General features: G+C 69.3%; 15 protein-coding genes. 2 read left to right on the top strand and 13 right to left on the bottom strand.

Annotated features, from left to right (window positions below):
- Positions 1-7: 7 nt before the first annotated feature.
- From ACYVO7_RS19215 to ACYVO7_RS19245, 7 genes are all read right to left on the bottom strand, one after another.
- The gene (locus ACYVO7_RS19215) at positions 8-835 is read right to left on the bottom strand and encodes a FadR/GntR family transcriptional regulator (RefSeq protein WP_460451420.1); all 828 of its coding nucleotides are present in this window, start codon (positions 833-835) and stop codon (positions 8-10) included.
- 3 nt (positions 836-838) lie between these two features.
- Entirely contained in the window at positions 839-2065 is a 1227-nt protein-coding gene (gene mmsB / locus ACYVO7_RS19220) for a multiple monosaccharide ABC transporter permease (RefSeq protein WP_460451421.1), read from the bottom strand.
- On the bottom strand, positions 2062-3597 hold the full coding sequence (gene mmsA / locus ACYVO7_RS19225) for a multiple monosaccharide ABC transporter ATP-binding protein (protein WP_460451422.1): 1536 nt from the start codon (positions 3595-3597) through the stop codon (positions 2062-2064). The genes mmsB and mmsA overlap by 4 nt, the downstream gene beginning before the upstream one ends.
- 107 nt (positions 3598-3704) lie before the next feature.
- Positions 3705-4769, bottom strand: coding sequence for a multiple monosaccharide ABC transporter substrate-binding protein (chvE, locus tag ACYVO7_RS19230; RefSeq protein WP_460451423.1), 1065 nt, complete (start codon positions 4767-4769; stop codon positions 3705-3707).
- A 114-nt stretch (positions 4770-4883) separates the two neighbouring features.
- Positions 4884-5813 carry an AEC family transporter gene (locus tag ACYVO7_RS19235; protein ID WP_460451424.1) on the bottom strand — a complete coding sequence of 310 codons (930 nt, stop codon included), beginning with the start codon at positions 5811-5813 and terminating at the stop codon, positions 4884-4886.
- Positions 5814-5897: 84 nt separating this feature from the next.
- The gene (locus ACYVO7_RS19240; protein WP_460451425.1) at positions 5898-6965 is read right to left on the bottom strand and encodes a hypothetical protein; all 1068 of its coding nucleotides are present in this window, start codon (positions 6963-6965) and stop codon (positions 5898-5900) included.
- A gap of 114 nt (positions 6966-7079) precedes the next feature.
- Positions 7080-8030: an acetamidase/formamidase family protein gene (locus tag ACYVO7_RS19245; RefSeq protein WP_460451426.1), complete on the bottom strand. Its 951-nt coding sequence runs from the start codon at positions 8028-8030 to the stop codon at positions 7080-7082.
- Positions 8031-8210: 180 nt separating this feature from the next.
- On the opposite strand from ACYVO7_RS19245, the gene ACYVO7_RS19250 reads away from it, so the two are divergent.
- On the top strand, positions 8211-9569 hold the full coding sequence (locus ACYVO7_RS19250) for an AmpG family muropeptide MFS transporter (RefSeq protein ID WP_460451427.1): 1359 nt from the start codon (positions 8211-8213) through the stop codon (positions 9567-9569).
- Here the strand turns inward: ACYVO7_RS19250 and ACYVO7_RS19255 are convergent.
- The 6 genes from ACYVO7_RS19255 to ACYVO7_RS19280 all read right to left on the bottom strand — a co-directional run bounded on the left by ACYVO7_RS19255 (position 9566) and on the right by ACYVO7_RS19280 (position 22249).
- Complete coding sequence (locus ACYVO7_RS19255; RefSeq protein WP_460451428.1) at positions 9566-10738, bottom strand: MFS transporter; 1173 nt, start codon at positions 10736-10738, stop codon at positions 9566-9568. The genes ACYVO7_RS19250 and ACYVO7_RS19255 overlap by 4 nt on opposite strands.
- Before the next feature lie 45 nt (positions 10739-10783).
- Entirely contained in the window at positions 10784-11623 is an 840-nt protein-coding gene (locus ACYVO7_RS19260; protein WP_460451429.1) for an amidohydrolase family protein, read from the bottom strand.
- Between the two features lie 27 nt (positions 11624-11650).
- On the bottom strand, positions 11651-12787 hold the full coding sequence (locus ACYVO7_RS19265; RefSeq protein ID WP_460451447.1) for an ABC transporter substrate-binding protein: 1137 nt from the start codon (positions 12785-12787) through the stop codon (positions 11651-11653).
- A gap of 56 nt (positions 12788-12843) precedes the next feature.
- On the bottom strand, positions 12844-13695 hold the full coding sequence (locus ACYVO7_RS19270; RefSeq protein WP_460451430.1) for a shikimate dehydrogenase: 852 nt from the start codon (positions 13693-13695) through the stop codon (positions 12844-12846).
- 113 nt (positions 13696-13808) lie between these two features.
- Positions 13809-16010: a response regulator gene (locus ACYVO7_RS19275; protein WP_460451431.1), complete on the bottom strand. Its 2202-nt coding sequence runs from the start codon at positions 16008-16010 to the stop codon at positions 13809-13811.
- A gap of 14 nt (positions 16011-16024) precedes the next feature.
- The gene (locus ACYVO7_RS19280) at positions 16025-22249 is read right to left on the bottom strand and encodes a HAMP domain-containing protein (protein ID WP_460451448.1); all 6225 of its coding nucleotides are present in this window, start codon (positions 22247-22249) and stop codon (positions 16025-16027) included.
- Between the two features lie 600 nt (positions 22250-22849).
- Here ACYVO7_RS19280 and ACYVO7_RS19285 point away from each other — a divergent pair.
- Positions 22850-24277 (top strand): D-alanyl-D-alanine carboxypeptidase family protein, encoded by a 1428-nt coding sequence (locus ACYVO7_RS19285; protein ID WP_460451432.1) that lies wholly within the window; start codon positions 22850-22852, stop codon positions 24275-24277.
- Positions 24278-24412 lie beyond the last annotated feature (135 nt).

The following is a 24412-nucleotide window of genomic DNA, read 5'->3' on the forward strand; positions in this document are numbered from 1 at the left end:
GCCTGCGTCAGGCGCCGTGAAACTCGATGCCCACCGTGATGGAGGGCGGCTTCGGGTCGCGGATGTCGGCGCTCACCGCGCCCTGCACGATGACCGCCGTCATGGCGCGGGCCGCCTCCTGGGCGCGGCGCCGGACGATGGCGTCGAGCACCTCCCCATGCTGCGCGCCGGACTCCACGAAGCGCTCGGGCTCGTCCACGGGCGAGCTGATGGTGAAGGACAGCGTCAGGGCGGCCTGGATCACGGACCCCATCGCCTGCAGGAAGGGATTGGCGGAGGCGTCCAGCACGGTCTGGTGGAAGGCGAGATCGGCCAGCGCGAAGCTGTCGCGCGAGTGTCCGGGACGGCGCATGGCGCCGAGCGCCTCCCTCATGCGGGCGATGTCGTGGTCGCTGCGGTGCATGGCGGCGGAGGCGGCCGCCAGAGGCTCCAGCGCCTGGCGGATCTCGAACAGGTGGGCCAGGAAGGCGCGGTCGACGCCGCTCGCCATCCTCCAGGCCAGGACGTCGGCGTCGAACATGTTCCAGCACTTCTCGCCGAGCACCCGCGTCCCGACGCGGGTCTTGGGCTCCAGCATGCCCTTGGCGGCGAGGGTCTTCATGGCCTCCCGCAGCACCGTGCGCGACACCTTGAAGCGCTCCATCAGGTCGGCGTCGCAGGGCAGCGTGGCGCCCACCGCGAGCCGGCCGGCGACGATGTCGCGGCCGATCCCATGGGCCACCATGTCGTGCGCGGACCTCGAGCGGCCGCGCTCCTGGCGGGAGGACGCGGCGCCGCGCTGCGCCGCCCGCGGCCTCTCCGCTCCGGACGGCGCGATGTCCGGTCCCCGAACCACGCCTCACTTCGCCTTGTTGTAGACGTCCAGATAGACGGCGGCGAGCAGCACGAGCCCCTTGACCACCTGCTGCCAGAAGATGCCGATGCCCATGATCGACATGCCGTTGTTCATGATGCCCATGAAGAACGCGCCGATCACCACGCCCATCACGCGGCCCGCGCCTCCTGACGCCGAGACGCCGCCGATGAAGCAGGCGGCGATGACGTCGAGCTCGAAGGAGTTGCCGGCGCTGGGCGTGGCCGAATTCAGCCGCGCCGCCACGATGAGGCCGGCGAGGCCAGCCAGCACGCCCATGTTGACGAAGGTCAGGAAGGCGAGCCGCTGGGTCCGGATTCCCGACAGCCGCGCCGCCAGGGCGTTGCCGCCGAGCGCGTAGATCCGGCGGCCGATCACCGTGCGGGCGGTGACGAAATTATAGAACAGGATCAGCGCGCCCATGATGACGAGCACGACGGGCAGGCCCTTGTAGGACGACAGCAGATAGGTGACGCCGACGATCAGGCCGGCGAAGACGACGTTCTTGCCGATGAAGAGCGCCGCCGGCTCCGTCTCGATGTCGCGCGACCTGGCCCGCGACCATTTGCGGAAGTCGAACAGGAACAGCGCGACCGCGACCGCCGTGCCCAGCAGCATCGAGGTCCAGCGGAACCCCGCGACGTCGAAGAATTCGGGGATGAAGCCCTTGCTGATGTTCTGGAAATCATTGGCGAAGGGGCCGACGAACTGGCCGGCCAGCATGTTGCCGGTGAGCCCGCGGAAGATCAGCATGCCGCCGAGCGTCACGATGAAGGCCGGGATCGTCGCGTAAGCGACGAACCATCCCTGCGCCGCCCCGATCGCGCCGCCCAGGGCCAACGACAGCAGGATCACCGGGAACCAGTGGATCTTCAGGAAGTACTCGGTGCCCGGGACCGTGAAGCCCACCATCAGCATCGCAGCGACGGCGCCCACGAAGCCCACGATGGAGCCGACCGACAGGTCGATGTTGCCGCCGACGATCACGAACAGCATGCCCAGCGCCATGATGACGATGTAGCTGTTCTGCTGGATCAGGTTGGTGATGTTGACGGGTTGCAGCAGCACCCCGCCGGTCACCACCTGGAAGAAGATCATGATGACCAGCAGCGAGCCGAGCAGGCCGTATTCCCGCACATGGCTCTTCCACATGGTCCCGGTCCCCGCGCCGCTCGGCGCGATGACGCTCTTGGAGCCCGTTGCTTCCGTCATGCCGTCACCCTGTATTGGCGCATGATCGCGGCCATGATCTTTTCCTGGCTGGCTTCGCTGGCCGGCATCTCGTCGACGAAACGGCCTTCGTTCATCACATAGATCCGATCGCAGATCCCGAGCAGCTCGGGCATCTCCGACGAGATCACGATCACCCCTCGCCCGCTGGCCGCCAGCTCGTTGATGATCGTGTAGATCTCGTATTTCGCCCCGACGTCGATGCCGCGCGTCGGCTCGTCGAGGATCAGCACCTGCGGGTCGGCGAAGAGCCATTTGCTCAGCACGACCTTCTGCTGGTTGCCGCCCGAGAGGTTCAGCGTCTTCTGCAGGATGCCGGAGGAGCGGATGTTGAGCTGCTTGCGGTAACGCAGCGCGACCTGGGTCTCCTCGCCGTCGTCGATGACGCCGTTCCGGGCGACGCCCTTCAGGTTGACGAGCGAGATGTTGTGCTTGATGTCGTCGCTGAGGATCAGGCCGAGCCCCTTGCGATCCTCCGTCACATAGGCGAGCCCGGAGCCGACGGCCTTCTGGATCGAGCTCACGTCGATCTCCCGGCCCCTCATAAAGGCCTTGCCGGCGATGTTGCGGCCATAGGCGCCGCCGAAGATGCTCATGGCCAGCTCGGTGCGGCCCGACCCCATGAGGCCCGCGATCCCCACCACCTCGCCCGCCTTCACGGCGAGGTCGACGCCCTTGATCACCATGCGGCCGGCGTGCTGCGGGTGCTCGACCCGCCAGTCCTTCACCTCGAACAGCGTTTCGCCGATCCGGGGCTCGCGCGGCGGATAACGGTCGGACATCTCGCGGCCGACCATGCTCTTGATGATGCGCGCCTCGCTGATCGGCTCGACATGGCAGTCGATCGTCTCGACCGTGGTCCCGTCCCGCAGGATGGTGATGCTGTCGGCGATCTTGGCGATCTCGTTGAGCTTGTGCGAGATCATGATCGACGTGATGCCCTGCTTGCGGAACTCCATCAGGAGCTCGAGAAGCGCGGCGCTGTCGGTCTCGTTCAGGCTGGCGGTGGGCTCGTCGAGGATGAGGAGGCGCACCTTCTTGGCCAGGGCCTTGGCGATCTCGACCAGCTGCTGCTTTCCCACCCCGATATTGGTGATCAGGGCGTTGGGCGATTCCTTCAGACCCACGGTTCTCAGCAGTTCGCGCGTGCGGTCATGGGCGATCGACCAGTCGATCACGCCGAAAGTCGAGGGCTCGTTGCCGAGGAAGATGTTCTCCGCGATCGACAGGAGCGGCACCAGCGCCAGCTCCTGGTGAATGATGATGATCCCCAGATGTTCGCTGTCGGAGATCGAGGCGAACCGTCGTTCCTCGCCCTGGTAGACGATCTGGCCCTCGTAGTCCCCATAGGGATAGACGCCGCTCAGCACCTTCATGAGCGTCGACTTGCCGGCCCCGTTTTCTCCGCAGATCGCGTGGATCTCGCCGGACTTGACCACGAGGTTGACGTCCCGGAGCGCCTTCACGCCGGGAAAGCTTTTAGTGATCCCGCGCATCTCGAGGATTGCGTTCATCGTCCCGACCCGACCTGCACGCCTGAACCCCGGAGGCGTCCCGGGACGCCGCCGCTCGCGACGCGATGGCCCCGCGCCTTGCGGGCGCAGGGCCATGCTCGACGATCTTACTTGAACTGATCGGCCTTGTAGTAGCCGGTGTCGATCAGCGCCTGCTTCCAGTTGGACTTGTCGACCAGAAGGGGCTTCAGGAGGTAGGACGGGACGACCTTGACGCCGTTGTTGTAGGTCTTGGTGTCGTTGATCTCGGGCTTGCCGCCGGTCAGCACCGCGTCGACCATGCCGGCAGCGACCTTGGCGAGGTCGCGCGTGTCTTTGAAGATCGTCGAGGTCTGCTCGCCGGCGATGATGGACTTCACCGAGGGGACCTCGGCGTCCTGGCCGGAGATGACCGGCATCGGCAGGTCCTTCGAGCCGTAGCCCACACCCTTGAGCGAGGCGATGATGCCGATGCTGAGGCCGTCATAGGGCGACAGGATCGCGTTGACCTTCTTCTGCGTGTAGAAGGCGCTCAGCAGGTTGTCCATGCGGGCCTGGGCGACGGAGGCCTCCCAGCGCAGCGTCGAAACCTTGTCCATCCCGACCTGCTTGCTCTGCACGACGAGCTTGCCGCTGTCGATGTAGGGCTGCAGCACCGACATGGCGCCGTTGTAGAAGAAGAAGGCGTTGTTGTCGTCCGCCGAGCCGCCGAAGAGCTCGATGTTGAACGGGCCCTTGCCCTCCTTGAGGCCGAGCGCCGTCTCGATGCTCTGCGCCTGAAGGACGCCGACCTGGAAATTGTCGAAGGTGGCGTAGTAGTCGACATTGGCCGAGCCGCGGATCAGGCGATCATAGGAGATGACCTTGATGCCGGAGTCGGCCGCCTTCTGGAGGGCGCCGGACAACGTGGTGCCGTCGATGGCCGCGATCACCAGGACCTTTTCCTTCTTGGTGATCATGTTTTCGATCTGGGCGAGCTGGTTCGGGATGTCGTTGTCCGCATATTGCAGGTCGACGTCGTAGCCCTTCTCCTTGAGCACCTTGACCATGTTGTCGCCGTCCGCGATCCAGCGGGCGGACGACTTCGTCGGCATGGATACGCCCACGGTGCCCTTGCTCTGCGCCTGGGCTCCGGTCGCGAACGCGACAGCCCCTACGGCCAAAACGGCCAAAACTGATCCAAAGCCCTTCATACGTCTTCTCCCAATGAGCAATCATTGACGGCTCGCGCATCTCCGGCGCGCGCCAAATAAGTAATATAATTGGCGTGCGATCAAGCGGTTTCGCGCCCCATCCTGCCCCGCGCCTTATCCGGCGATAAGCCAAAGGGTGATAGGATAGGTCAGCGTGGCCAGCACCGTGGAGAGCAGGATGGAGCCCGCGACGGCGGCGGCGCCCGTCTCGTAACGCTCGGAAATCACGAAGGCGTTGGCGGCGATCGGCAGCGCCGCATAGAGCACGCCGGCCTGGACCCAGAACGGGTCGAGGCGCAGCAGCGGCGCCATCACGCACCACACCGCGAGGGGATGCAGCACGAGCTTGGCGGCGACGAGCGGCCAGACGCGCCAGACGTCGCGGCTCATCCATTGGCGCAGGGCCAGCCCGAGCGCGAACACGCCGGCCGGCGCGGCGGCGGACCCGAGGAAGACGAGGAAGCGGTCCACGGGTTCCGGCAGGGCGATCCCGCTGAGCGACAGCGCCGCACCGGCCAGGATCGACAGCATGAAGGGATTGAGGAGCGCGCCGCGGAGAAGGCGGCCCGCGATAGCGAGTGGCGACCCCACGCCGCGGCCGGCCTCGATCATGCCGATCGAGAGGGGGATGACGAGGGCCGTGTCGCAGATCAGGCCCATGGCGATCGGGGCGGCCGCGCGCTCGCCCAGGAAGGCCAACGTCAGCGGAATGCCCAGGAAGGCGAAGTTCCCGGCCACCATGGTCTGCCCACGCGACACGGCCGCCGGGAACGGCAGGCCCGCGAAGCGCCGCGCCGCCACGATGCCGAGGGTCAGGAGCGCCACCGCGACGACGGCCAGCGCTCCGAAATAGACCGGGCTCCAGAGCTGGGCGATGGGTTGGCGCGCCATCACGCGGAACACGAGGGCCGGCGTCGCGATCAGGAACGCGAAGGCGTTCAGGACCTTGACGGCGTCCGGGCCGAACAGGCCGCGATGGGCGGCCAGCGCGCCGAGCCCGATGACGGCGAAGAAGGGCGTGCTGGTCGCCAGGAACTGGAGCATGCTGGTCCGGTCGCCTCGCGCGCCGGAATGCGCGCCAGCGACTGGGCCTAGAGCATTTTCAGCGCCTGTCCAGCGTCTCAGGCCTCAGCACCCGGACAGGGCCCGGATGCTCTCGATCAGGGGGCCGGACGAACCCTGGCGCACCGAGATGACGGCGTCCCCGTGGCAGACGGAGCCGTCGCGCGCCGCGAAGGTGTAGCGCGCCCGCAGCGTGCTGGGCCCGATCTCGCGGACGCCCTCCAGCCTCAGCGGACTGCGCAGCCCGCCATAGAAGCGGCTCATGGCGGCGGCCGAGAAGGGGCCGCGGCCGCGCTTCTCGGGAATGAGATAGCGGGCGGCCGCGATGCCGTCGCCATGGCCGAGCGCGCGGTAGAAGCCTGCGACGGCGCCGCGGGCGCCGGGGGCGCGATCGGCGGCTTCGTCCTCCATGCGGGCGGGAGGCTGGCGCGCCGCGGTCTCCAGGTCGGCCACGCTCGGATCGGGCCTGGGCGGTTCGGGTCTCGCGCGCGGCGGCGGGAGCGGGACCGGCGCGGGGGCCTCGACCTCGGCGGAGCGTCCGGGCGCAGGCGCGGGCGGCGCGGGCGCCGCTTCGGCCGGCGGTTCGGCGCGCGCGACCGGAGGCGGGTAATAGGGGGGCGGAGGCGGAACGGTCGCGGCGGGCGCCTCAGGCTGAGGCTGTGGCGGCGCGGGCGGCTGAGCGGCGGCCTGCTGCTGCGGCCGGGCCGGCTCTTGGGGCGCAGGCTGCGGCGGCGGCGGGGCGACGCTCGCCTCCTGCTGGGCCGCGGGGGCGCGGTCGTCGCCGCAGTCGAACCAATCCTTGCAGCTGATCGAGAGCTCGCAGAACTTCTGCGCCAGAGGCGCGCTCAGGTCCATGTAGCGGATGCTGCCCAGCAGCGCCGCCGTGCGGCAGGATTCGTCGGCCGAGCCGGCGCAGGCGGCGGCGCCGGGCCGGGCCAGGTCGCTGACGCGCTTGCGCTGGTCCGGCGGCAAGGCGCGGACGAAGGCGTCCGTCGTCTTCGCCAGGACGTCCGGCTTGAGGAACTCCAGGTTCTTGGCGGGGCAGAACTGCTTCAGCGAGGCCTCGAACGAGGCGTTGGTGGAGGCTGGAACCTGCGCCAGGGCGGCGTGGCCGGCCAGGAGCCCGAGCGCCAAGCCTCCGGCCGCACCAGAGAGAAGACGCGCACTGCACGGGTTCTTGGACATGGTCTGGACCTCCCGCAGACCAACACGGTCGGCAAGCCCAGGTTCCTCAAGCGCCTGCGATGGCTAGCCGTTCGGCCTGTCCACCAGCGCCTTGGCGATCATGCAGTGGACGCCCTTGGACCCGTTGACGGTCTGCGTGATCCTCAGATCCGCGGCCAGGCTGCATAGCGAGTAGGCGTCCTCGCGGGCGAGGCCGCCCTTCTCGCCCAGCAGCACGATCATGTCCCGAAGCGCACGGACGACGCACTGGTCGAGGTCGGGGTCCATGCCCATCGTGATGTAGTGCGTCGGCGTCTCGGCGCGCGGGTAGGCGAAGCGCAGGTCCTTGCGCAGGTGAAAGGAGAAGCGCCCCTGCAGGGCCGTCTCGATGGCCGTGACGCAAACCTCCCCGTCGCCCTGCGCGCCATGGCCGTCGCCGCAGGAGAACATCGCGCCGGGCACGAACACGGGCAGGTACAGCGTCGAGCCGGGCGTGAGCTCCTTGTTGTCGAGGTTGCCGCCCATCGCGCGGGGGATGAGCGACGTGATTCGTCCCCAGTTCGGCGGAGGCGCCACGCCCATCACGCCGAAGAAGGGCGACAGCGGCAGCTCCAGGCCCCAGGGCATGCGGCCCACCATGCGCTCCGCGTCGAGCGGGATATGCATGAGCCTGGGGTTGGGAAAGTCGTCGGGGAGCGTGCCGGCGAGCGGCCGGATGAAGTTGAAGCCCCAGTCCTGCCGCAGGCGGATGTCGAGGATCCTGACCTCCAGCACGTCGCCGGGCTCCGCGCCCTCGATCGCGATCGGGCCGGTCAGGATGTGGCCGGGCAGCGTCCTCTCGCTGCGCTCATGCACCTCCGCGATCTCCGGAGGAATGTGGAAGCCCTGTCCGAGGGGCAGCACGTCAGGCGAGCCGCTCAGCGAATCGATGGTGACCTCGTCGCCGCTGCGAATGGTCAGCGACGGCCTGAACCGGGCGTCGAAGAAGCCCCAATGGCAGGTCTCGGCGCTCGCCTTGAGGTGGTGGTGCGTCATCCGCGCGGTCCTCGCTGCATGGTCCGGAGAGCCCGGCGGGCTCCCCGCCGCAGGAGACGCATAAACGCGCCCGGCGCCAAGCCCGCTCACGGCATGGCGGGGTTGTCCGTCGCCGCGGCCCTTTGCAGTTCTGCGCTCCTTGCGTGTATCACGCGTGATGGGACGGCCGAGCGAATCGACATGAGCGACGACACCCTGCGATCCCCCTCCCCGGCCCGGCTCTCCTTCGCGGACGCGCTGAAGGTCTATCTGCGGCCGCGCGTGCTGGTCGTGGTGCTGCTGGGCTTCTCCTCCGGGCTGCCGCTGGCGCTCACCGGGACCACGCTGTCGGTCTGGATGACGGAGGCCGGCGTCAATCTATCGACCATCGGCCTGTTCTCCCTGGTCGGGCTCCCCTACACGCTGAAATTCCTGTGGGCCCCGGTGGTGGACGCGCTGGACGCGCCGCTCCTGTCGCGGCTGCTCGGCCGCCGCCGCGGCTGGCTGATGGCCACGCAGCTGGCGCTCGTCGCCGCGATCCTGTTCCTGGGCGTCCAGAACCCGGCCGGCGCGCCGTGGCTGGTCGCCGCCGGCGCGCTGCTGGTCGCCTTCCTGTCGGCGACGCAGGACATCGTGGTCGACGCCTTCAGGGTCGAGCGCCTCGACCCCTCCGAACAGGCGGCCGGCATGGCCGGCTACGTCGCCGCCTACCGCATAGGCATGCTGGCGTCCGGCGCGGGCGTCATCGCCTTCGTGTCCTGGATGGAGGCGCTGCGCGTCCCCCGGGAGAGCGTCTGGACCTTGGGCTATGTCTTCGGCGCGGCCTGCATGGGGGTCGGCGTCCTGGCGACCCTGATGGCGCGGGAGCCTGAAGGCGAGGTCGCCCGCGGCGGCAAGGATCCGCTCGGCCGGGTGGTCTCGACGGCGGTGGGCGCCTTCACGGAATTCCTGTCGCGGCCGCAGGCCTGGACCGTGCTGCTCTTCGTGCTGCTCTACAAGTTCTGCGACGCCTTCGCGGGCGTGCTGACGGCGCCCTTCATCATCGACATCGGCTTCGACAAGCTGACCTATGCGGGCATCGTCAAGGGCGTGGGCCTCGCGGCGGCCCTCGCCGGGGGGTTCGCCGGGGGCATGCTGGCGCGGGCGCTGCCGCTCGTCACCTGCCTGTGGATCGGCGGCGTCCTGCAGATGGCCTCCAACCTGGCCTTCACCGCGCAGGCGGTGATCGGCGTCAACGTGCCCTTCCTCACCGGGACCATCGTGGTGGAGAACTTCACCGGCGCGATCGGCACGGTGGTCTTCGTCGCCTATCTGTCGGCCCTGTGCGGCGCGCGCGCCCACACCGCCACCCAATACGCGCTCCTGACCGCGCTCACCGCCGTAGGCCGGACCTTCCTGGCGTCGGGCGGCGGCTTCCTGGCGGCGCGGACGGGCTGGCCGGTCTTCTTCCTGATCACGGTGGCGGCGGGGCTGCCGGGGCTAGCGCTGCTGGCGCTGCTGCAGGCGCGCGGCCATTTCGGCGAGCTCGCCCGGCGGACGAGAGCGGCGGCCTCGGCCTAGGGAGGCGACGCGCCGACGCGCAGCGCCTGCGCGCTGGCGGCGACGCCGAGCAGCAGGGCGGCCAGGATCAGGAACGAGGCCTGCAGGGACGCCCAATGGGCGACGAGGCCGATCGCCGCCGGCCCGGCGAGGATGCCCGCATAGCCCAGCGTGGTGATCGCCGGCACGGCGACGCTCTCCGGCATGGCCGTCTGGCGGCCCGCGCTCGTGAACAGCACCGGGACGATGTTGGAGCAGCCCGCCCCCACCAGCGCATAGCCGAGCAGCGCGCCGCCCCATGTGGGCGCGAGCGCGCCCAGCGCGAGGCCCATGGCGGCGCACACGCCTCCGACGGCGATCACTGTCGGGCCGCCGAAGGCCTGCACGATCCTGTCGCCGGTGAGCCGGCCCAGCGTCATGGCGATCGCGAAGGCCACATAGCCGAGCCCGGCGAGCGCCGGTTCGACGCCGTGGACGGCGCTGAGCGCGATCGCGCTCCAGTCCAGCATCGCGCCCTCGGTGAGGAAGATCATGAAGCACAGGCCGCCCAGCGCCAGCACGAAGCCGCGCGGCCATGCGAAGGCCGGCCCGCCGCCTTCGCCGCCATAGGGCAGCAGATGGCGGAACGCGACCGCGACGATCGCGAGGCTGCAGGCCGAGATGGCCGTCGCAGCGGCCAGCGGGCCGGCTCCGCCGCCCAGCAGCGCCGTGACCCCGCCTGCGCCGACGATGCCGCCCAGGCTGAAGAGGCCATGGAAGCCGGACATCATCGCCCTGCGGCTGGCCCGCTCCACCATGATGGCCTGGATGTTCATGGAGACGTCCATGGATCCCACGCCGGCCCCGAACGCGAAGAGCAGGCCGGCGAGCGCGGCCAGGTTCGACGCATAGGCGAGAAACGGCAGCGCGAGGCAGCCCAGCGTCGCGGCGCCGGCGATCACCGCCCGGCACCCCCAGCGCTGGCACATGGCGCCGGCCAGCGGCATGGCGACGATCGAGCCGAGGCCGAGGCACAGGAGCAGCAGGCCGAGCACGCCGTCGTCGACGCCGGCGCGCATCTTGGCGAAGGGCGCCAGGGGCGCCCAGGCGGCCGTGGCGAATCCCGCCACGAAGAAGACGAGGCGCGTGGACGCCTGCTCGGGGCCGGCGGGGGCGGCGCGACGCGCGCGGGCGTCCAGGGGCTGATCCATGAATCCTGTCCGGGCGGCGCCCGTTCCGGGCCCCGTCGGTCGACCTCAGCCGGTGAGATCCTCGAACCCGAACAAGCGCCGCGGGGTGTCGACCAGCCATCGGCGGCGAAGCGCTGCGTCCGGCACGAGGCGTTCGGCTAGCACGAGGAGCGGGCCGTAGTCGACCCGGGACGGCGCTTTCAGAAAGGGCCAGTCGGACGCCCACAGGCAGGCGTCGAGGGTGAAGGCCTCGATCAGCGCCTCGGCGAAGGGCCAGGCGTCGCGGTGGGGCCAGGGCTCGTCGGAGAGCTTGGCGTAGCCGGAAAGCTTGACCGCCGCCCTGCCCTCCCGGCCGAGCCGCAGGAGGGTCTGGAAGCCGGACTGGCCCAGTCCCGTCGCCTGCAGCGGCCGGCCGCAGTGGTCGACCAGCAGCCGCGGTCGCGCGCTGTCGATGAGGGGCATGAAGGCGTCGAGCTGGTCGCCCTCGACCTGCAGCTGAAGGAAGAGGTCGAGCTCGTTCAGCCGCCGCACGAGCGCGTCCGCGCTGCGATAGCCGTCGACGCCGTTCACGGTGGCGTTCCAGGCCACCCCGACGACGCCGGCCTCCTTCAGGCGCAGGAGTTCGCCCGTCGACGCGTCGTTGGGGACGACCGCGACGCCTTTGAAGCGTCCCCGCCCTCGCCGCAGGGCGTCGAGCATGCAGGAATTGTCCTCGCCATAGCCGGAGTTCGGCCCGACCAGCAGGGCGTGGGCGACGCCATAAGCGTCCATCACGGGCAGGAGCTGCTCCAGGGGGGCGATCTCCTGCCCGGACGGGCGATAGGCGGTGTCGGAACGATAGGGGAACCGGGCCGGGTCCAGCACGTGGACATGGCAGTCGATCTTCGGCTCGTCGAATATCGACATGGTCGGCCCGGTCCCGGTCCGCCGCGCCTATTTGCCGAGCTTGGGCAGGATCTCGACGATCTTCTGCTTGCCGCCCTCCACTTCCGCCAGGAAGCTGATCCGGTCGATGTCGCCGGCGCCGTCCCAGGTCGTCTCCATCAGGATGCCCGGCTCCTGCTCGGGCGTGATCGTCAGGCCGTGCAGGGTCTTGGCGAAGAGCGCGCTGTCGAATTTCCCGATCTTCTCGGTGACGTGCTTGATGGCGTAGACGGCCGTGTAGCCCTTGATGCCGTTGTGATCGGCGATGTAGTTGAAGCGCTTCTTGAATTTCTCTGAGAACTCGCGGACGGCCGGCACCGGAGCGTCCGTCGACAGGCCCACATGGCCGCGCACGCCGTTGGCGGCGGCGCCGCCGAGCTCGATCACCTTCTGGCTGAGCAGCGTCGTCTCGCCGATCAGCGGCGCCTTGACGTTCTGGCGGCGCGCCTCGAGCAGGAAGCGGGCGCTCTCCTCCTCGTTGGTGTAGACGAACACGGCGTCGACGGTCGCCTGCTTGAGCTTGGCGACGTCCGCGGCGAAGTCCACCTGGCCCTGCTCGGTCGAGATGTCGGCCACCACCTTGATGTCGCGCGACCCCATCTCGCGCAGGAAGGCGTCGCGGCCGCCCTTGCCGAAGTCGTTGTTCACCCAGATTACCGCGACCTGCTTGGCCTTGAGAACGTCGCGGATGTAGTTGGCGAGCTTGGGGATGCTGGTCTGCTGCCCGAAGGCGGTCCGGAACACGAAGTGGTTGCCCATCTGGGTGATCTCGGCCGCCTCGGCGCCGACGATCTGCGGCACGCCGGCCGCCTGCGTCAGCAGCATGTTGACCTTGACGGACCCGGAATAGATCGGCCCGAGCACCACATAGGGCTGCTGGTCCAGCACCTTCTGGATCTGCGCGCGCGACACGCCCGGGTTGCTCTGGGTGTCGATGTGGCTGGTCTCGATCTTGCGGCCCAGGATGCCGCCCTTGGCGTTGATCTCGTCGATCGCCAGGACGACGCCGTCGCGCCAGTTCGTGCCCGACACGGCCCCGGGGCCCGACAGCTCGACGACGTCCGGGATGACGACGGTCGACTGCGCCAGCGCCGCGGCGGGCGTCAGAAGTCCCAGCAAAGTCCAGGCGATGATCGGCTTCATGATGTCCTCCCAGATGGTCCGGGCCTTGTTGGCCCTTGTTCGATCGGCGTCGCTGGCGGTCAGCCGGGCGGCGGCGTCTTGGCGATGATGTCGGCTTCCACAAGCCGGCGCAGGTCGGGCGTCACCTGCGGGGTCACGCCGAACCAGCGCGCGAAGCCGACGCCGGCCTGCTGGAGGAGGAAGCCGAGCCCCGTGGCCGTCCTGTGCCCGCGCTCGCGGGCGCGCTTCACGAGGTCCGTCTCGAGCGGGACGGAGATGACGTCGTACACGATGGCGTCGCGTTTCAGCCCGGAGACGTCGAAGTCGAGCGGGGCCTTGCCGGCCATCCCGAGCGACGTGGCGTTCACCAGGAGATCCACCTGCGGCAGAAGCGCCCCCGCCTCGTCCCAGGCGTGGGCGTGCGCCCGCGGGCCGAAGTCGCGCGCCAGGTCCTTGGCCCGCTCCAGCGTCCGGTTGGCGATGTGGACCTCGAAGCCGCGCTGGAGCAGCGCGTAGACGGCGGCCCGTGAGGCGCCGCCGGCGCCCAGGACGAGCGCTACGCGACCGCCCTTGTCCCAGCCGGGGTGAACGTCGTCGAGATTCGTCAGGAAGCCGTAGGCGTCGGCGTTGCCGCCGACATAGCGGCCGTCCTCGGTCCAGATCACGCTGACGGCGCCGATCGCGGAGGCGGCCTCGTCGATGCGGGCCAGATAGGGGATCACGGCCGTCTTGTGCGGGGCCGTGACGTTGCCGCCCACATAGCCCTCCTGCCGAAGGCCGGCGAAGAAGGCGGCGAGGCCCTCGGGCGGCACGTCCTTGAAGTCGTAGGCGCCCTGTATGCCCAGCGTCTTCAGCCAATAGCCATGGATCATGGGCGATCGCGACTGCGCGACCGGATGTCCGAGGATGAAGGCGCGCGGCGTCGTCGACATGGCGGGATCCGGTGATCGAGGCTGCGCAGCCTAAGCCAAGCCGCTTCGGCAGGAACTGATATGTTCCTGCCGATTATGCCATTCCGTGCATGAGCGAGCGGGCGACGGCGCGTTCAGCCCTGAACCAGGCGCGATCCCGCCGCGATGGCGCGTTCCATGGCGTTGGCGAGTTCGTCCTGGGTGAAGGGTTTCGCCAGCCTCACATCGGCGATCGCTCCGGCCCCGACCGGCGTCTCGGCGTAGCCGCTGGCCAGGATCGTGGGCAGTCCCGGATAGCGCTCGCCGACGATGCGCACCAGCTCCGCGCCGGTCATCTCCGGCATAGCGTGATCGGTCACGACCAGATCGACGGCGGCGCTTGGCTCGTTCAGGACGGAGAGCGCTTGGCCGCCCGAGGCGGCCTCGAGGACGTGATGGCCCATGTCCTCCAGCATCGCCACCGCGCCGGTGCGGACGAGTTCGTCGTCGTCGACGATCAGGATGGTCAGGCGCGGCAGGTCCGGCCGAAAGGACGGCCCTGGCGCGGGGGCCGGTTCGGCCGCCGCCAGTTCGGGCGCGGCCAGCGGCAGGTAGATGCGCACGGTGGTCCCCTCCCCCGGGCGACTGGCGAGGTGAAGCGCGCCGCCCGACTGGCCGGCCATGCCGTGCACCATCGAGAGGCCGAGGCCGGTGCCCTTGCCGGGCCCCTTGGTGGTGAAGAACGGCTCGGCCGCCTTGGCCAGCGTCGCGGCGTCCATGCCGGAGCCGGTGTCGGTGACGGAGATGCACAGATATTCGCCCGGCCTGAGGCGATCGGATCCGGTCTGCGCCCCGTCCACGACCGCGGCCGCGATGGAGAGAAGCCCGCCGTCGGGCATGGCGTCGCGCGCGTTCACGGCGAGGTTGAGCAGAGCGAGCTCCAGCTGGTTCACGTCCGCCTGGATCGCCGGCAGGCTTTCGGGGAAGTCGGTCGTCAGCCGCACCGAGGGACCCAGGGCGCGGCGCAGGAGATCCTCGATCCCGCAGACCAGGGACGCGACGTCCACCACCTCCGGCTTGAGCTCCTGGCGGCGGGCGAAGGCGAGCAGGCGCTTGGTGAGCGCGGCGCCGCGCTTGGCGCCCTCGCTGGCGTTGTCCAGGAGCCGCAGGGAGCGCTCGTCGACGACGCGCTTGCGCAGCAGCTCCAGGCTGCCCAGCACCGCCATGAGGAGGTTGTTGAAGTCGTGCGCGACGCCGCCGGTGAGCTGGCCGATGGTGTCCATCTTCTGCGCCTCGAAGAGCTGCGCCAGGGCCATCTCCCGCTCCCGCGTGCGCTCCTCGATGCGCCGCTCCAGCTCCTCGTTCAGCCGTCCGAGCGCCTCTTCGGCGAGCTTGCGTTCGGTGATGTCATAGGTGACGCCGCTCATCCTGACGGGGCGGCCGTCGGCGTCGAAGGTCGTCGCGCCGCTCGTGATGCACCAGCGCACCTGCTGGTCGGGGCGGACGATGCGAAACTCCGCCCGCGAGGTCCGGCCGCTGCGCAGCGCGTCGCCGGTGGCCCGGCGCACCGCCGCGCGGTCGTCGGGGTGCACCAGCGCCGCCACGGTCTCGCGGGTGGGGCGGAACTGGGCCGGGTCGACCCCGTAGATCCGGTACTGGCCGGCGTCCCAGGCGTAGTCGCCAGTGGCGACGTTCCAGTCCCAGGAACCCATGGAGCCGGCCGCCATGGCGAGGCTGCGGCGCTGCTCGCTCTCGGTCAGGCGACGGGTGGAGGCCTCGAGCTCGGCGGTGCGCTCGGCCACGCGGCGCTCCAGCTCCTCGTTCATGCGCTCGAGCTGGCGGGTCTTGCGGTAGAGGTCGACGAAGACCCGCACCTTGGCGCGCAGCACCTCGGGGACGACCGGGACCGGCACATAGTCGACCGCGCCGGCGGCGTAGCCGCGCAGCCGGTCGAGATCGGTGAGGTGGATGGCCGACACGAAGATGATGGCGATCTTCTCGTAGCGCGGATGCTCGCGGATCATCGCCGCGAGCTCGAAGCCGTCCAGCTCCGGCATCTGGACGTCCATCAGCACCACGGCGACCTCGCAGCGCAGCAGGTGCTCGAACACCTCCCGGGGCGAGGTGGCCGTGATCAGGTTCTCGCCCAGCTCGGCCAGGATCACCTCGTGGCTGAGGATCTTGGACGGCTGGTCGTCAACCAGGAGGATGTTCACCTTGTCCGGCGAGGCGGCCGGCGCGGGCGCGCCGCCCGGCGGACCCGCGCCGGGCGACGCCGCCCCGGGCGGATCAGGCTGGAAGGCCTGGGGAACGGGCGAAGTCGGTTCAGGCGGCTCGCGGCCGCCCCAACCCTGCACGGCTGGTTTCCTGCTCAACGGTGCAACCACATGCGCAGCGCAGAGAGAAGCTGCTCCGTATTGACGGGCTTGGCGAGATAGTCCGACGCTCCCGCGTCGAGGCATTTCTCCCGGTCGCCCTTCATGGCCTTGGCGGTCAGCGCGATGATGGGCAAGCGCCGGTGGGCCGGGTCGGCGCGGATGACCTGCATGGTCTCGTAGCCGTCCATTCCGGGCATCATGATGTCCATCAGCACGATGGCGAGTTCCGGCGTCTGCTCGATGACGGCGATGGCTTCGCTCCCTGTCGTCGCCGTCAGCACGCGCATGCCCCGGCGCTCCAGAACGCTGCTGAGGGCGAAGATGTTGCGCGCGTCGTCGTCGACGAGCAGGACCGTGCGTCCGACCAGGTCCTCATCCGAGCTGTGCAGGCGCTCCAGCATGCGCTGCTTGGCGGGCGGCAGGTCGTACACGACCCGGTGGAGGAAGAGCGCGGTCTCGTCGAGGAGCCGCTCGGGCGACTCCACGCCCTTCACGACGACGCTGCGCGCCATCGTGTGAAGAATGGCGTCCTCCTCGGGCGACAGCTCGCGCCCGGTGAACACCACCACCGGGATGTCGCACAGCGCCTCGTCGTCGCGGATCTTCTCCAGCACCTCGAAGCCGGAGATGTCGGGGAGTTTCAGGTCCAGCACCACGCAATCGGGCGGCTCGCGCCGCAGGATCTCCAGCGCCTGCCCGCCCGTCTCGGCCGTGACGATGTCGATGTCGTCGTGGCCGAGCAATTCGGCGAGGCCGATCTGCTCGGCGGCGTTGTCCTCGATCACGAGCAGCCGCTTGCGGCGCGGTTCGGCGAAGCCCTTCAGGCGGGTCAGCGCCGCCTCCAGCCCCTCGATCGTGGTCGGCTTGTTCATGAAGCCGAAGGCGCCGCGGGCGAGCCCGTGCTGCTTGTCGTCGTCGAGCGTGACGATCTGCACCGGGATGTGGCGCGTCAGCGGATCCTGCTTCAGCTGGCTCAGCACGTTCCAGCCCAGCATGTCGGGAAGGAAGACGTCGAGCGACACGGCGGTCGGCCGGTACTGCCGCGCCAGCGCCAGCGCCTCGGAGCCGCGGGTGGCGACGATGACCTTGAAGCCGTTGTCCCGCGCCAGGTCCGTCATGACCCGCGCGTAATGCGGGTCGTCCTCCACGACCAGCAGGGAGAGCTCGCCCGGCCCCACCTGGGCGCGGTCGTCCTCCAGCCGGTCGGCGGACTTCTCCGGCGCGCGCATGAAGCCCGACGCCGCGCCGACGAAGGGATCGCCTCCGGCCGGGCGCAGGGTCGGGGCGGCCGCGCCCACATAGGTCAGCGGCAGATAGAGCGTGAAGGTGCTGCCCACGCCCGGCGTGCTGCGCAGCTGGATCTCGCCGCCGAGCAGGTTGGCGAGCTCGCGGCTGATGGCGAGGCCCAGCCCGGTGCCGCCATATTTGCGGCTCGTGCCGGCGTCGGCCTGCTGGAACGCCTCGAAGATGATCTTCTGCTTCTCGGGCGGGATGCCGATGCCGGTGTCGGAGACCTCGAAGGCCACCACCGAAGGCGCGTTGCGCAGCATCGGGTGATCCGGATTCCAACCTGTCTTGGCCGGGCTGACCGTCAGCTTGACGCCGCCGCGCTCGGTGAACTTGAAGGCGTTGGACAGCAGGTTCTTCAGCACCTGCTGGAGGCGCTTGGAATCGGTGATGAAGCTGCGCTCGAGATTGGGGGCGACGTCCACCTCGAAGCCCAGCTTGCGGGTCTCCGCCTCGTGCCGGAAGGGCCGGGACATCATGTCCAGGAGGTTGGCGAAGACGATCTCCTCGGCCTCCACCGACACCGTTCCGGACTCGATCTTGGACAGGTCGAGGATGTCGCTGATCAGGTTGAGCAGGTCGGTGCCCGCGCCGTGGATGGTGCGCGCGAACTCCACCTGTTTGGCGCTGAGGTTGCCCTCGGCGTTCTCGGTGAGCTGCTGGCCGAGGATCAGGATGCTGTTCAGCGGCGTCCTGAGCTCGTGCGACATGTTGGCCAGGAACTCGGACTTGTACTTGGAGGTGAGCGCCAGCTCGGCGGCCTTCTCCTCCAGCGCGCGGCGGGCCTGCTCGATCTCCTGGTTCTTGGCCTCGACCTCGACGTTTCGCTCGGCCAGCTGCTGGGCCTTCTGCTCGAGCTGCTCGTTTGTCTGCTGCAGCTCCTTCTGCTGCGTCTGGAGCTCGGCCGCCAGCTGCTGGGACTGCTTCAGCAGCCCTTCCGTCTGCATGGTGGCCTCGATGCTGTTCAGCACGATGCCGGTGCCGGTGGTCAGCTGCTCCAGGAAGGACATCTGCAGGTCGGTGAAGTGCTTGAGCGACGCGAGCTCGATCACCGCCTTGACCTGGCCCTCGAACAGCACCGGCAGCACGATGGCGTTCTTCGGCATGGCCTTGAACACGCCCGACGAGATCGGGACGACATTGGCCGGCATTTCGGTGATCAGCAGCCGGCGCCCGTCGCGGGCGCATTGGCCGATCAGGCCCTTGCCCAGCCGTAGGCGCTTCGGATGGCCGGAGACGCCGTCGTCCGCATAGGCATGGAGCAGCTCCAGCTCGTCGTTGCCGACCTGGTATATGACGCCGTGCTGCGCCTCCACGAGGGGGGCCAGCTCCGACAGGAGCGTGCGGCCCACGGCGGCGAGGTCGCGCTGGCCCTGCAGCATGTTGGTGAAGCGGGCCAGGTTGGTCTTGAGCCAGTCCTGCTCGGTGTTCTGCTCCGTCGTGAGGCGCAGATTGCCGATCATCGTGTTGATGTTGTCCTTGAGCTCGGCCACCTCGCCGCGGGCGTCGACCTGGATCGACCGCGTCAGGTCGCCCTTGGTGACGGCCGTCGCGACCTCGGCGATGGCGCGCACCTGCGTGGTGAGGTTGGCGGCCAGCAGGTTGACGTTGCCGGTCAGGTCTTTCCAGGTGCCGGCCGCGCCGGGGACGTGCGCCTGGCCGCCGAGGCGGCCTTCCACGCCCACCTCGCGGGCCACGCTGGTCACCTGGTCGGCGAAAGTCGCCAGCGTGTCCGTCATGTTGTTGATGGTCTCGGCGAGCGCCGCGACCTCGCCCTTCGACGCCACCGTGAGGTTCTGCTTCAGGTCGCCGTCCGCCACCGCGGTCACGACCTTGACGATGCCGCGCACCTGCTCGGTGAGGTTGGCGGCCATGACGTTCACCGTGTCGGTGAGGTCTTTCCAGGTTCCGGCGACGCCGGGCACCTGCGCCTGGCCGCCGAGCTTGCCTTCGGTGCCCACCTCGCGGGCGACGCGGGTCACCTCGCCGGCGAAGGCGTTGAGCTGATCCACCATCGTGTTGATGGTGTTCTTCAGCTCCAGGATCTCGCCCTTCACGTCCACGGTGATCTTGCGGCTGAGGTCGCCGCGCGCCACGGCGGTGGTCACCTCGGCGATGTTGCGGACCTGGGTGGTCAGGTTGGCCGCCAGCAAGTTGACGTTGTCGGTGAGGTCCTTCCAGGTGCCGGCGACGCCCGGCACGACGGCCTGGCCGCCGAGGCGGCCCTCGGTGCCCACCTCGCGCGCGACGCGGGTCACCTCGCCCGCGAAGGAGCGCAGCTGGTCCACCATCGTGTTGATGGTCTCCTTCAGCTGGAGGATCTCGCCGCGGACGTCGACGGTGATCTTGCGCGACAGGTCGCCATTGGCGATCGCGGTCGCCACCTCGGCGATGTTGCGGACCTGGGCCGTCAGGTTGCCGGCCATCGAGTTGACGTTGTCGGTGAGGTCCTTCCAGGTGCCGGCGACGCCGGGCACCTGCGCCTGGCCGCCGAGCTTGCCTTCAGTGCCGACCTCGCGCGCCACGCGGGTCACTTCGCCCGCGAAGGCGTTGAGCTGGTCCACCATGGTGTTGATGGTGTTCTTCAGCTCCAGGATCTCGCCCTTCACGTCGACGGTGATCTTGCGGCTGAGGTCGCCCCTCGCCACCGCGGTGGTCACCTCGGCGATGTTGCGGACCTGGCCGGTCAGGTTCGACGCCATCGAGTTGACGTTCTCGGTCAGGTCCTTCCAGGTGCCGGCGACGCCCGGCACCTGCGCCTGGCCGCCGAGCTTGCCCTCGGTGCCGACCTCGCGGGCCACGCGGGTCACCTCGGAGGCGAAGCGGTTGAGCTGGTCCACCATCGTGTTCAGCGTCTCCTTCAGCTGAAGGATCTCGCCGCGCACGTCCACGGTGATCTTGCGGCTGAGGTCGCCATTGGCGATGGCGGTCGACACCTCGGCGATGTTGCGGACCTGCGCGGTCAGGTTGCCGGCCATGGAGTTCACCGAGTCGGTGAGATCCTTCCAGGTGCCCGCGACCCCGGGCACGACGGCCTGGCCGCCGAGACGCCCCTCGGTGCCCACCTCGCGCGCCACGCGCGTCACCTCGCCGGCGAAGGAGCGCAGCTGGTCCACCATCGTGTTGATGGTCTCCTTCAGCTGCAGGATCTCGCCGCTGACGTTCACGGTGATCTTCTTGGAGAGGTCGCCCTGGGCCACCGCGGTCGCCACCTCGGCGATGTTGCGGACCTGGCCGGTGAGGTTCGACGCCATGGAGTTCACCGAGTCGGTGAGGTCCTTCCAGGTGCCGGCCACGCCCTTCAGCTGCGCCTGGCCGCCGAGCTTGCCCTCCGTGCCGACCTCGCGCGCCACGCGCGTCACCTCCGACGCGAAGGCGTTCAGCTGGTCGACGGTCGTGTTGATGGTCTCCTTCAGCTGAAGGATCTCGCCCTTCACGTCGACGGTGATCTTCTTGGAGAGGTCGCCGTTGGCGATGGCGGTCGACACCTCCGCGATGTTGCGCACCTGCGCGGTGAGGTTTCCGGCCATGGAGTTCACCGAGTCGGTGAGGTCCTTCCAGGTGCCGGCGACGCCGAGCACGTTGGCCTGGCCGCCGAGCCGGCCCTCGGTGCCCACCTCGCGGGCGACGCGCGTCACCTCAGACGCGAAGGCGTTCAGCTGGTCGACCATCGTGTTGATGGTCTCCTTCAGCTCCAGGATCTCGCCGCTGACATTGACGGTGATCTTCTTGGAAAGGTCGCCGCTGGCGATGGCGGTGGACACCTCCGCGATGTTTCGCACCTGCGCGGTGAGGTTGGACGCCATCGAGTTGACGTTGTCGGTGAGGTCCTTCCAGGTGCCGGCGACGCCGGGCACCTGGGCCTGGCCGCCCAGGCGGCCCTCGGTGCCCACCTCGCGCGCCACGCGCGTCACCTCGCCGGCGAAGGCGTTGAGCTGGTCCACCATGGTGTTGATGGTCTGCTTCAGCTCCAGGATTTCGCCGCTCACATCCACGGTGATCTTGCGCGAGAGGTCGCCGCGGGCCACCGCGGTCGTCACCTGCGCGATGTTGCGGACCTGCGCGGTGAGGTTGCCGCACATCGCGTTCACCGAGTCGGTGAGATCCTTCCAGGTGCCGGCGACGCCCGGCACGATCGCCTGGCCGCCGAGCTTTCCTTCCGTTCCCACCTCCTTGGCGACGCGGGTCACCTCCGACGCGAAGGAACGCAGCTGGTCCACCATCGTGTTGATGGCCTCCTTCAGCTGCAGGATCTCGCCCCGCACGTCGACGGTGATCTTCTTCGACAAGTCGCCATTGGCGACCGCGATCGTCACCTCGGCGATGTTGCGCACCTGCGCGGTGAGGTTCGACGCCATCGAGTTCACCGACTCGGTGAGGTCGCGCCACACGCCGGTGACCTCCTTCACCTGCGCCTGGCCGCCGAGCTTGCCGTCGGTGCCGACCTCGCGCGCCACGCGCGTCACCTCGGAGGTGAACACGCTGAGCTGCTCGATCATCGCATTGGCGATGGTGGCGGAGCGCAGGAACTCGCCCTTCAGCGGGCGGCCGTCCACATCCAGCGGCATCGGCTGGAGCAGGTCGCCCTTGGCCACCGCCGAGATGGTCCGCGTCACGGCCGTGGTGGGCCACAGCAGATCGTCGATCAGCGTGTTGACCGAGCCCTCCATGTCGGCCCAGGCGCCGGTCTGGATGCCGAATTTGACGCGCGTGCGGATCTTGCCGTCGCGGCCAACGGTCTGGCCCACCTGCTCCAACTGATCGGCCATGCGCTCGTTGGCGGCCACGATCTCGTTGAACGTGTCGGCGATCTTGCCGGCGATGCCCGTCTGGTCGCCCGGCAGGCGCACCGAGAAGTCGCCGACCCGCATGGCCTGCAAGGCGGCCAGCAAGGCGCCGAGGTCCAGCTGCGAGGGCTGGTCCAGGGGCAGCGGCGTGGCGGCGTCCTGGACGTCCGACGAGAGGACGGCGGCGGTCGCCGCACGCGACGACTTCGTCCCATTGCGGCCTGCTCCGACGGACGCGCTTGTCCTCGACTTCATGGAGTTCCTCCGGCTTCTTCTTTTGATGTTGGCCGGCGGCGCCAAGGGGCGTCACGCCAGACAGACAGCAGGTCAGCGGCAACGCTCAGCTCAAGCATAGGTTCCAACGGCGCGCGTGGCTGAGCAGTGAAAGTGAGCTATTTACGTCGGGAAGAACAGACAAGTGAGCGGTGTATCGGCCGCCAAGCCAGCGAATTCCAAGCCCGAATCGTCACGACGGCCGATCAGCCCAATATTCGCGCGAACGCCCGTGCTTTTCGTCATCCCGATGCAGAGCCACGGAAAACGCGCGCATGACTTTTGCCATGAACGGGCTGCCGATGATCCCGAAGGGGCCGCCGCCGGGGCTGGCCTTTTGCGCAAAATCCGAACGAATCGCTCAGGTCGGGTCGGAAAATCGCGGTCTTTAACGCCTGATTCACCGGTTTCGGGCTCTGGTCGGTCTCGCCTCACCGGCAAGACCAGCGTTTGAGTTCAGGAGCTGACAGGATGGCGTGCTTCGCGGCGAAAGCCCGGACCAATGCGGGCGTGACGCGTCTGTGGGTCGCAGCCCTCGTGAGCGTCGTCGCGATCGCCGGGGCGGGTCCGGCCGAAGCCGGCAAGCGCCGGATGCACCCCGGCAAGTCGGCGCTGCACAAGGCCGCCGCGTACCAGCCTCCCTATGCGGCGATCGTCGTGGACCCCCAATCCGGGCGCATCCTGCACGCCGTGGACGCCGACGCGCCCCGCCATCCGGCGTCCCTCACCAAGGTCATGACGCTCTATCTCCTGTTCGAGAAGCTGCAGGCCGGCGAGTACCGGCTCGACACCCCCCTGCAGGTCTCGGCGGCGGCGATGAACCAGGCCCCGTCGCGCCTCGGCGTGAAGAAGGGCGAGACCATCACGGTCGAGGACGCCATCAAGGCGATCGTCACCCGCTCCGCCAACGACGTCGCGGTCGTGGTGGCGGAGAACATCGGCGGCACCGAAGCCGAGTTCGCCCAGAAGATGACCGAGAAGGCCGCGTCGCTGGGGATGCGCAACACCACCTTCGTCAACGCCTCCGGCCTGCCCAACAAGGCCCAGATCACGACGGCCCGCGACCTTTCGATCCTGGGCCAGAAGGTGCGGGAGCAGTTCCCGTCGCTCTTCACGTATTTCGCCACGCGCAGCTTCGACTACGCCGGGACCAAGGTTCTGAGCCACAATCGCCTGATGTCGCGGCTGGAGGGCATGGACGGCATCAAGACGGGCTTCACCAACGCTTCGGGGTTCAACCTGCTCGCCTCCGTGAGGCGGGACGACCGCAGCCTCGTCGCGGTGATCCTGGGCGGCGCGTCGCAGCGCGCGCGCGACAACGCCATGGCGGAGCTCGTGAACCGCTACATCGCCGAAGCGGCGCCGGCCGCGCCCGTGGCCGTGGCGAGCGCGGCGCCCCCCTCCGGCTCCGCTCCGGCGGCCCAGTCGGTCGCGCAGGCCCCGGCGCCGGCCCAGCCGGCGGCCGCGCAGGAGGATCCGATCGTCACCGGCTCCATCCGGGCGGTCCCGGTCGCCTCGGTCGGTTCGCTGGACGCCTCGGCGTCGTCATTCGGCCTGCCGCTCACGCTCGGGGCGCTCGCGATGGCGGCCGCGGGCCTCGCGCTGGCGCGACGGCGGGTCCGGATCATCGGGGACGGCTTCCTGGCCGCCAGCCTAGTGTGCGAGCACATCGCCGAGCAGCTGCCCCGCCCTCGCCTCCGGAGGCCCCGTCTGGCCTTGCCGAACTGGCGCAAGCCGCGCTTCCTGCTCCCCCGGAAGGTGGTCGTCCCGCCGTCGCTGATGGACCTGTCCGTCGATCCGGCGCTGGCCTACGACCCCGCGCCGGCCGCCTTCGCCGGATACGAGGATCAGCGGCCGGCCCCGCGCCGGGCCGCCTGCGAGGCGCGCCCGCTGGCCTGAGCCGACAGCCCGCCCGCGGCCCCGCGGCCCCGGGGGGGGGGGGGGGGGGGGGGGGGGGGGGGGGGGGGGGGGGGGGGGGGGGGTGGGGGGGGTGTGTTTGTTGGCTTAGCTCAGAATTCTCAGACTATTTTGTCT

Source organism: Alsobacter sp. SYSU BS001988 (assembly GCF_054796215.1).